Raw genomic sequence first — 8,395 nt, forward strand, 5'->3', positions numbered from 1 at the left:
TTGTGCTTTTTTAGTTAACATTATGATTCATGAAAGTACCTAAGAAAAAGTGTTATCGGTTGTTACAAAATTTTATTTTCTCTTATTTTCGTGTATTTTTTTGTAAATATATACTTCATTGTCTGTAGAAATCGAACTGGTAAGAAGACTAAATAAAAACATTAACACGCCAAATAAAATTAACGCCACTTTGTAATGGCCATTAAATAATAAAATAAAAATAGATACAAAAAGTGATATAAATAATAAAACAAAACTTAAAAATATAATTAATTTCTTCTTTTTCTTCTTTTCCATCAAATACCACCTGCCTTTTATTTAAAAAATACAAAAAATGGAATTTTATAGATTAATTATATCAAATATGATGTTTTTAGATAATGAAAAAAGAGTGAAAAAAATAGTAGGTTGAAAGTATACAATTTTATACAAAATAACGTTCCCAAATCGAAGTTTGGAATCATACAAAAAAGCTCAGAATGTTGCTATATCAACGTTCTGAGCTTTCATTGTTGTAAGGAATTTATGCACGATTTTATACATTCCCCTGAAAACACAGTCATACTAAGCATTTGAGCGATGTTTCACGCACACAGCTAGTTCACCGATTTTGCATAAAATCTTGTATATTTAGAGATAAATAAAAAACCCGCAGCATCGCGCTACGGGCAAACATGAATTACAATTCAATCATAAATCATTATTTCAACTTCTTTAACACACCAACAATCGCCTCAACGATCTCGTCAAATCGTCCATCAAATAACTTATTATCCGTCGAGTGATCGATGAACCCGATTTCTAGCAACACTGCTGGCGCTTTCGTGTACTTCAACACGTAATAACCAGCTGTCTTCACTCCGCGATTTTTGAATCCGACACCGACCAAAGCGTCTTGTAGCTGCTTCGCCAATTTCTTCGCCTTATCACTCGCGGTTGGATACGTGAATACTTCCGCACCGTGCGCTTTTTCAGGCGCAATAGCGTTTCGGTGGAACGAGATGAAATAGTCGTATTTTGACGCATTTTCGCGCTTCGTACGGGCGTTTAACGATAGTGTGGTATCTTTTGTCCTTGTTTCGTCTATAACGGCTCCTACAGCCCGTAAACGCTTCGCTATTGCTTGTCCTAATCGTAATACATCATTCGACTCTTTTCGGCCTTTATACGTAGCACCAGGGTCCGTTCCGCCATGTCCATAATCAAATAAAAACTTCATTCCTCATCCTCCTAAAATACTTTCGGGGCGATCCCGCTAAAGCTTGAAAAGGCGTTCTGCGTATAATGACGCGTCATGTTCAATGAACGATGCCCAAGAAGCAATTGAATCTGTTCAATCGGTACGCCATTTTCTAATAAACGTGTCGCAAATGTGTGTCGTAACACGTGACAGCTGAAGCTGATGCCCGTTTTTTTCGCAAAATTACTCGCGTGACGTTGCAGCGTACGAGCGCTACAACGGAAAGCAGATTCAGATGACACGTCCAGTTGGTTAATGTATTGTGCAACAACTTTCGCCGCCTGCGGAAACATAACAGGTATTTGCCGATCACTCCCCCACTTCGCATCGTGAATGGTGATATAAAGCGCCCCATCGATATACTGAAAATCGCTTTTTCGCAGCTTAGCGACTTCCGCTACGCGCGCGCCCGTCCCTAGCATTAAATAAAACGCTGCACGCGTATGATGCGGCAAATGATCAATGTAACTAATAAACTCGTTGATTTCCTCGTCCGTCAGGCGACGCTGCGAATGGGGCGTTACTTTGATTTTAATCATCTTAGAAACCGGATTGTACGTCACTTCCTCCGCCATGATTAAGTAATCGTAATAGTTGCGGACGCATGACAGAATGCCGTTAACCGTTCGCCCTGACTTGTTTTGAGCCAGTAACGCTTCCTTAAATTCCAAAATGTCGGCCCTCGATACTTCGTTCACCGCTTTTCCGACGTATGAAAGCCATGCATCGAATGCTAAAAGATGATAACGATACGTCTCAATCGTGTTAATAGCTTTTCCTTCAAACTCTAAATGTTGCAAATACTTATTAATTTGTAGCATCAAAAGTCCCTCCTGGCGCATATTTAAATATATGTCGTATGTCCAAACTGCTATCGCGCGATTTTTGCGTGTTGTTTAATCTTTGTTTTGTGCGTGCGTCAATTCGATAATGCTCGTCGTTAACGCCTCTATTTTCTTCTCCATTCTCGTTAGCAAGTAGATCGCCAGCAAAAATGAGAAGCCGTAATCAAAGTATTGGAATAGCTGTTCCATCGAAAAACCCCCTTTAATTGAATTTAAAGTTGGCATTCGTGCCCTCTGTCGTCACTGGAATATTGAGTACATCACCCAAATTTTCACCACAAACGCGACAAAGAGCGATCGTACCTTGCAAATATTCGCCGGTGTCTGCGTCGTAAATCAGCAATGTAAAATAGATATCTTTGACGCGATCACAACACTCGCATTTTTTATAAACCTTATTGGCCAGCGATGTGATCTTGAGCCGACTCTTTTTCATTGCCATAAACCTGCTCCTTTCTACAAAAAAAGCTAGGTCCACGCCTAGCTTTTGTATTATTCAACCGTTAAGCCAAAATCGACTGTTTCTTTTTCGACAATTTGTGCACCTTTCATGACTGGCGCTACACCAAGTGCAACAAACGGGCTTAATTCCTCGATTTTTTTCATTGCTGCGTAAACTTCAGCATCCGTTAAATCTTCTCGTGGATTCGTTAAGTTGAATCGACGTACTTTATTTGTGTCTGTGTTTGTAAATTGCATCACAAGCACTTTCGGATGTTTTTTAGCTGTTGCCATCTGCTAGTCCCCCTTTCGATTATTTAATGTAAAGTTGTGTGCGTTCGTTTAGTTCACCGCTAATAATTGATTCTTCTGGAATGTCGATCAGCGCTGCAATCGTGTGAACTAATTCGAACAGTTGATCTTGCGTTAATGTCTTTTTCACGTCTGGAAGTGCAAAACCTTTTTTCACTTCTTTATCGATTTCTCGATCGTAATATTGGTAGCGTAAAGCTAACGATAAACGTTCAAAGTGTGCTACGTTCGCCATGTGCGTCACCTCCTTTTACCAAAAATATACAATGGTCAAATTGAGGTGTAAATGGTTTCATTTATTTACGAATAAGCGCAACATCCACGTGATTTACAGTCTTCGCAAGCGACCATGCCAGCGCTGCTAAAAGAAAGAATCCGTTCATTTTGCGTCACCTCCAAAAGGTATTTATTTCAGTATATGAGATGTGGGAGGGAGAGAGGTGGGTGTCATTTATTAGGAGGTGAAAGTTACTTTGTAATAGTGTTTGGAGGTAAAAAAAAGACCTGTTCGAAGACAGGTCCATTATAATTAACGATATAATTTTTTATAACTGCATCCCATATATATATCCTTCATAAGCTCTTTTTTAGTACCTACAGTAATATAAGTTGTATCATGATCCCAAGAATTTGCTTTTGCGCTGCCAGCACCAGCTACATAATAAGAAAAATAATATTTTCCCGCTTTATGAATATTTGTTTCTTGTCTATAAGAGCTACCACTACATACACCTTTATATGGTTTTCCAAAGTTTTTTTCAATTGAATCATAAGAAATCACATAGTTAAAAGCACGTGAAATAGAGGTAATTTTAGCGTTAGGAGTGATTTTTTTGTTAAAGCTATAGCCATCTTCGTCTGTTAATGAATTCTTTACAGAGAACTCCCTTAAACTATTGCCATATTTATCTTTAATAATAGGACCTTTTTTAGTGAAAGTTTTATAAGTCATACCGACTTTTCCTTTTGCTCGTGGAATCGTGCCATTTTTTAAAGCTTTCACAAATCTAGGAGAGAGATTAGCCGCTTCTTCTGCGTGAGCTGTTAACGCTACTGAGGACGAGAAGCTACTTGTTGCAGAAATCCCTAATGCTAATGAAGCCGCTATTAATAATTTTTTCATTAAAGTTCAACTCATTTCTATTTTTAATTAACGATAAACTTATATCTATTTAATGTATATTAACCTTATGATTTATCTGTTAAATAATGGATATATAGGTACTTTAGAATAATTTTATAATTTATAAATCAGCACAAAAGGTCTGATTTGAATTTTGAGATAAAAAAACTAAAATATGGATATATAATTTTGGGGAGTGATTAGAGTGAAATTCAAAAATTTAGCTAAAATTGTGATGGCAGGTGCGATCGGATTATCAACATTCACCGGTATTGCAGCCGCTCCGGTACATACAACTGTTAACGCCAAAACGTTAAATACGGTTTCTCTTGTAAAAGCAACTGATGGCGACACAGCAACTTTCAAATACAAGGGCAAAAATATTAAAGTACGCTTTTTACTAGTGGACACACCAGAAAGCGTGAAACCAAATACACCTGTACAACCGTATGCAAAAGAAGCGAGTAACTATACAAAGAAAAAACTAAAAAACGCGAAAAAGATTCAGCTCGATTTTGATAAATCAGGCTACAAGGGCGATAAATACGGCCGTAAATTAGCGTACGTATATGTAGATGGCAAGGACCTTAATATGGATCTTGTTCGCAAAGGTTACGCACGTGTTGCATACATTTACGCGCCAAACACAACGAACAAAGCGAAGTACCTGAATGCCCAAGCAAAAGCGAAAAAAGAAAAGCTACGCATTTGGTCTAGATCAGGTTATGTTACAAGTTCTGGTTTCAAAACAACGAAGAAATCATCAAGCAATACATCTTCTAAAAAGACAACAACGAAAACATATAAAAACTGCACAGAGCTACGCAAAGACTATCCAAACGGCGTTAAAAAGGGCCACAAAGCTTATCAAGCAAAAATGGACCGCGACAAAGATGGCTGGGCTTGCGAACGTTAGAAAGCACGAAAAAAGGATGATCACGAGGATCATCCTTTTTTCTTGAGCAAAATTCGTTGATAGAGTAACCAAATTGCTAAAACTGTGGTAAGGGTTGTGTTGAGTGATTACTCAAATGCTTTTAAGGATAAGGGTAAAGGTTTCTTAGTCCTTTGATATACAACTACATAATAGCGTCACATCAATATTTCTGCTATTAATTATTTTTGAGTGTTTGTAAAAAATTGCTAGAGATTTTGAAAAAATTTTGAACGAACATGCTATAGTAAATACTATAATTTTCTTTTTAAAAGGACTGACAATATGCCAAAGTTAAAGCTTTATTACATAGATTTTCCAGAATCGAAAATGCAATACGATGTCGGCACCGTAATGATCGACAATGATAACCTTGACGTGCAAACAGAAGAAATTTGCCGCCTGCTTCGCGCAGATTCATATGATATCGCTGACTACAGTGAAGAAATCGCGATCCTCGTCGATGATGCTGGATTTTACAAATCAGGATTGCCAATCTGGAAAGTTACAACGCCAGACGGCCATGAGTTGCAGCTGATCGGTAAATTACTGTTTGTGCGTAATATTGAGAAAGAATATAGCACTGATTTTGCGAGTATCGCTGCTGAGGATGTTTTCAATTTTAGAATTGGATTGAATATTGAGCTGCTAGGGCTAAAGAGATAAATACTATTTTTTCTATTCGAAGTTCATTGCTAGTTGCTCTACAACCGAATCTACTGCTTTAATAGTTTCTATTTTATACATAGTCACATCATTTTTTTGGTTTTCTTTTTTATTTTCTGGCTTTTCAGAAGTATTTTCAAGGTTGTTAAGGTAGTGAACAATACTCTTTCCGACATAATTAGCTAATTCTACCGGCACAGCATTTCCAATTTGTTTGTATTGAGCAGTAATAGGCCCTGTAAAAATCCAGCTGTCGGGGAAACTTTGGATACGTGCATATTCCCTTACCGTGAATGGACGTGTTTCATCTGGATGACATCGTTCTGTTTGTTTCATATCAGGTGCTGTAGTAAGCGTTAAACATGGTTCATCCCATGAAATACGACGAGCCATTCCTGTTTTTCCTCCTCCTAAATAGAAGGATTTTTTCATGTACTCTTTTTGTACTTCTAAAGGGAGATCTCTCCAACATCCACCTGGTGGTACCATATCCATAATTTCTTTTTTTCTTTGAGGATATTTCTTGCCAGGAGAATCAGGGACATTTTTTAATACATCTTTTAATACAGGTTTATATAATTGTGGTTTTGGAAATTGGAACTCTATACTATTTTCATCAGTGATTAAATCTTTTCTTACACCAATAATAAAAATTCGTTCCCTTTTCTGTGCCACATTATAATCTGTGGCTTTTAATACCTTATATTTCACACTGTAACCCATGCTTTCGAAAACATCTATCATACCCTGTAAGGTAGCACCTTTTTCATGACTTACGAGTCCTCTAACATTTTCAGCTAAAAACATTTTCGGATTTAACTGTTTTAATAATTGAGCATACCAATAGAACATTGTTCCTCGTGTATCTTCTAATCCTAATTTTTTTCCTGCAAAACTAAAAGCTTGGCAAGGGTAACCTCCTGATAGAATATCTATTTCCGTTTCTGCTGGAATATATTTTCTAATTCCTTCTTTTACGACAACTTCTATATCTTCGTTTATTACAGAGATATCTAAATTATGCTTTTCATTATTTTCGTTCAAAGTATTACATGCATGCTTATCTATTTCGATAGCAGCAACGGAATTTATTCCAGATTTATGCAAACCTAAAAGTAATCCGCCAGCTCCAGCAAATACCTCAACGGCTTTATAATTTCTTTTTGGAATAATATTAGAATTTTCTACATCTAAAAATTCATTTTTAGCTTCATACTTTGACAAATCTATAGGTCTACTATCATCCAGTATTTGTTTTGGATCTATTCCAAGCTCTGCAGCAATTTTATATATAGTAGCATTATTTAAATCTTCATTTTTATATTGTTCTGGAATTGAAAGATTCAATTGTTCCAATTTATTTTCCAATTCACTTAAAGTTACGTTCAAGGTAATTCCTCCATTATTTTTGATGCTGATTATAAGTGTATTAACATTTTATCATTTTTTTGTTACCCGGTCCAGCAGAAGGATTTAAAAAGGTTTTTTATACCTAAATACCTAAAGTTATTTTGTTTTTATAGTATAATTGTATTTAATAATTAAAGGGAGATGAGCTTAATGAAAGGTAGCGTTAAATATTTCAAAGGTGAGTGGGGATTTATTCAAACGAGAAATGGCCAAGTTTCTAAAGATTTATATTTTAGTAATAAAGATATTGTAGAGGGGAATATTAATGAAGGAGATACAGTGGAATTTGAAATTTCTACCCAAGAAAAAGGTCAATATAAAGGTACACAAGTTGCAAGATCTATAAAAAAAATCGAGCGTAATGATAATATTCATGGTATTAATACGGAACAAAGAGATGACTGGTATGTTATTGGTGAAGCATATGAAAGAGATTTTATTGAAAATATTGTTCCAAAAATTAAAGACAATTTAATAATACATCCAGAAAAAGAAAAAAATCCTGCGCATATAGATTTACTAAATATTGATACAAAAGGACTTGCAGATTTAAAAACTCAAAATACTCCTTTCTTTACAGCGGAAAGATACAATATTTCTCCACAATATGCAGTAACATTTAATAAAAAAGATTATGATAATTATGAAAAAAATTATCCGAATTGTGATATATATTTTTGGGTTGATTGGAAACAACTATCATATAAAAGTAAGAAAGTAAATCCTTTAAGTGGTGTTTGGAAAATTAACTTTTCAGCTATAAAAAACAAAGTGGAAAATAATTTGATTTCATTACATACATATCAGAGCCGTATGGATGATGATCATAATGCTAAGGATAGTTATGTGCTTAATTTGGAAGAAATGGAAAGAGTGCTATAATATTCTTAGGGAGGGATAATATGACATTATTAAGTTTTGTAAGTGATGAATCTTTATTTGAGTGTCTAGATAATTTATACGAGAAATTTAATCAAATATCTTTAAATTTTGATCTAAAGAAATTTTATGATAATAAGGTTGATCCGTTTAAATTTTATTTTGATATGAATTTCAAAGGAATCGAAATTAAAGAATACTTAGAAATGGAAGTTCAAAGAAAAAGGGATAAGTCTATAAGTAATGCTATAGGAGATTTCCATGAGGAACTTTTAGGGAAATTACCAGGATTAAAACGTGTTGGAAGTGCAGGTTCTCATGATATAGAATCTAGAGATAAAAAAATATTTGCAGAAATTAAAAATAAGCATAATACTGTAAAAGGTGAAGATAAACCTACTATATTTAACAAATTAAAAGAATTAGTAGATCAAAATCCTGATTCTATCGGATACTATGTGAGAATTATCGATACAAAAAGTCAAAATGAGGTATGGGAATTTACTTCAAAAAAGGTCAAATATACAGATCCTAGAGTTAAAATT

The 8,395-nt window shown here is 35.0% G+C and carries 13 protein-coding genes; 4 read left to right on the forward strand and 9 right to left on the reverse strand.

The features are described 5' to 3' along the window. Positions 1-72: 72 nt before the first annotated feature. The 8 genes from KMHG_RS16435 to KMHG_RS16475 form a co-directional block, all read right to left on the reverse strand. Positions 73-297, reverse strand: a complete 225-nt coding sequence (locus tag KMHG_RS16435; protein ID WP_010291207.1) for a hypothetical protein — start codon at positions 295-297, stop codon at positions 73-75. A 403-nt stretch (positions 298-700) separates the two neighbouring features. Continuing rightward, the gene (locus tag KMHG_RS18145; protein ID WP_010291208.1) at positions 701-1,219 is read right to left on the reverse strand and encodes an N-acetylmuramoyl-L-alanine amidase family protein; all 519 of its coding nucleotides are present in this window, start codon (positions 1,217-1,219) and stop codon (positions 701-703) included. A gap of 11 nt (positions 1,220-1,230) precedes the next feature. Beyond that, positions 1,231-2,061, reverse strand: coding sequence for a tyrosine-type recombinase/integrase (locus KMHG_RS18535; RefSeq protein WP_010291211.1), 831 nt, complete (start codon positions 2,059-2,061; stop codon positions 1,231-1,233). Positions 2,062-2,136: 75 nt separating this feature from the next. Beyond that, positions 2,137-2,274, reverse strand: coding sequence for a YvrJ family protein (locus KMHG_RS18910; RefSeq protein ID WP_010291213.1), 138 nt, complete (start codon positions 2,272-2,274; stop codon positions 2,137-2,139). Positions 2,275-2,287: 13 nt separating this feature from the next. After that, positions 2,288-2,527 (reverse strand): hypothetical protein, encoded by a 240-nt coding sequence (locus KMHG_RS16455; RefSeq protein ID WP_010291214.1) that lies wholly within the window; start codon positions 2,525-2,527, stop codon positions 2,288-2,290. Between the two features lie 50 nt (positions 2,528-2,577). After that, a complete protein-coding gene (locus KMHG_RS16460; RefSeq protein ID WP_010291215.1) occupies positions 2,578-2,820 on the reverse strand; it encodes a DUF2922 domain-containing protein in 243 nt (80 codons plus the stop codon). A 19-nt stretch (positions 2,821-2,839) separates the two neighbouring features. Then, entirely contained in the window at positions 2,840-3,073 is a 234-nt protein-coding gene (locus KMHG_RS16465; RefSeq protein WP_010291216.1) for a hypothetical protein, read from the reverse strand. A 294-nt stretch (positions 3,074-3,367) separates the two neighbouring features. Next, positions 3,368-3,961, reverse strand: coding sequence for a hypothetical protein (locus KMHG_RS16475; RefSeq protein ID WP_010291217.1), 594 nt, complete (start codon positions 3,959-3,961; stop codon positions 3,368-3,370). Between the two features lie 205 nt (positions 3,962-4,166). Here KMHG_RS16475 and KMHG_RS16480 point away from each other — a divergent pair, with 205 nt between their 5' ends. Together KMHG_RS16480 and KMHG_RS18540 are read left to right on the forward strand one after the other, a co-directional pair. Further along, entirely contained in the window at positions 4,167-4,877 is a 711-nt protein-coding gene (locus tag KMHG_RS16480) for a thermonuclease family protein (RefSeq protein WP_010291219.1), read from the forward strand. A gap of 303 nt (positions 4,878-5,180) precedes the next feature. Then, positions 5,181-5,561, forward strand: coding sequence for a hypothetical protein (locus KMHG_RS18540; RefSeq protein WP_010291220.1), 381 nt, complete (start codon positions 5,181-5,183; stop codon positions 5,559-5,561). 12 nt (positions 5,562-5,573) lie between these two features. Here KMHG_RS18540 and KMHG_RS16490 read toward each other — a convergent pair whose 3' ends face one another. Further along, positions 5,574-6,950, reverse strand: a complete 1,377-nt coding sequence (locus KMHG_RS16490; RefSeq protein ID WP_010291221.1) for a DNA cytosine methyltransferase — start codon at positions 6,948-6,950, stop codon at positions 5,574-5,576. 171 nt (positions 6,951-7,121) lie between these two features. Here KMHG_RS16490 and KMHG_RS16495 point away from each other — a divergent pair, with 171 nt between their 5' ends. Further along, entirely contained in the window at positions 7,122-7,853 is a 732-nt protein-coding gene (locus KMHG_RS16495) for a cold-shock protein (RefSeq protein ID WP_010291224.1), read from the forward strand. A 20-nt stretch (positions 7,854-7,873) separates the two neighbouring features. Further along, positions 7,874-8,395 (forward strand): Eco47II family restriction endonuclease (locus KMHG_RS16500; RefSeq protein WP_010291227.1); only part of this gene is annotated, 522 nt, incomplete at its 3' end.

This window comes from Kurthia massiliensis (assembly GCF_000285555.1).
Taxonomy (GTDB): Bacteria; Bacillota; Bacilli; order Bacillales_A; family Planococcaceae; genus Kurthia; species Kurthia massiliensis.

What these genes read in the sequence shown, in the direction of transcription:
- KMHG_RS16455 (WP_010291214.1), bottom strand. Translation starts at nt 2,527, where the DNA reads ATGGCAATGAAAAAGAGTCGGCTCAAGATCACATCGCTGGCCAATAAG.
- KMHG_RS16465 (WP_010291216.1), bottom strand. Translation starts at nt 3,073, where the DNA reads ATGGCGAACGTAGCACACTTTGAACGTTTATCGTTAGCTTTACGCTAC.
- KMHG_RS18540 (WP_010291220.1), top strand. Translation starts at nt 5,181, where the DNA reads ATGCCAAAGTTAAAGCTTTATTACATAGATTTTCCAGAATCGAAAATG.
- KMHG_RS16475 (WP_010291217.1), bottom strand. Translation starts at nt 3,961, where the DNA reads ATGAAAAAATTATTAATAGCGGCTTCATTAGCATTAGGGATTTCTGCA.
- KMHG_RS18535 (WP_010291211.1), bottom strand. Translation starts at nt 2,061, where the DNA reads ATGCTACAAATTAATAAGTATTTGCAACATTTAGAGTTTGAAGGAAAA.
- KMHG_RS18145 (WP_010291208.1), bottom strand. Translation starts at nt 1,219, where the DNA reads ATGAAGTTTTTATTTGATTATGGACATGGCGGAACGGACCCTGGTGCT.
- KMHG_RS16435 (WP_010291207.1), bottom strand. Translation starts at nt 297, where the DNA reads ATGGAAAAGAAGAAAAAGAAGAAATTAATTATATTTTTAAGTTTTGTT.
- KMHG_RS18910 (WP_010291213.1), bottom strand. Translation starts at nt 2,274, where the DNA reads ATGGAACAGCTATTCCAATACTTTGATTACGGCTTCTCATTTTTGCTG.
- KMHG_RS16460 (WP_010291215.1), bottom strand. Translation starts at nt 2,820, where the DNA reads ATGGCAACAGCTAAAAAACATCCGAAAGTGCTTGTGATGCAATTTACA.
- KMHG_RS16495 (WP_010291224.1), top strand. Translation starts at nt 7,122, where the DNA reads ATGAAAGGTAGCGTTAAATATTTCAAAGGTGAGTGGGGATTTATTCAA.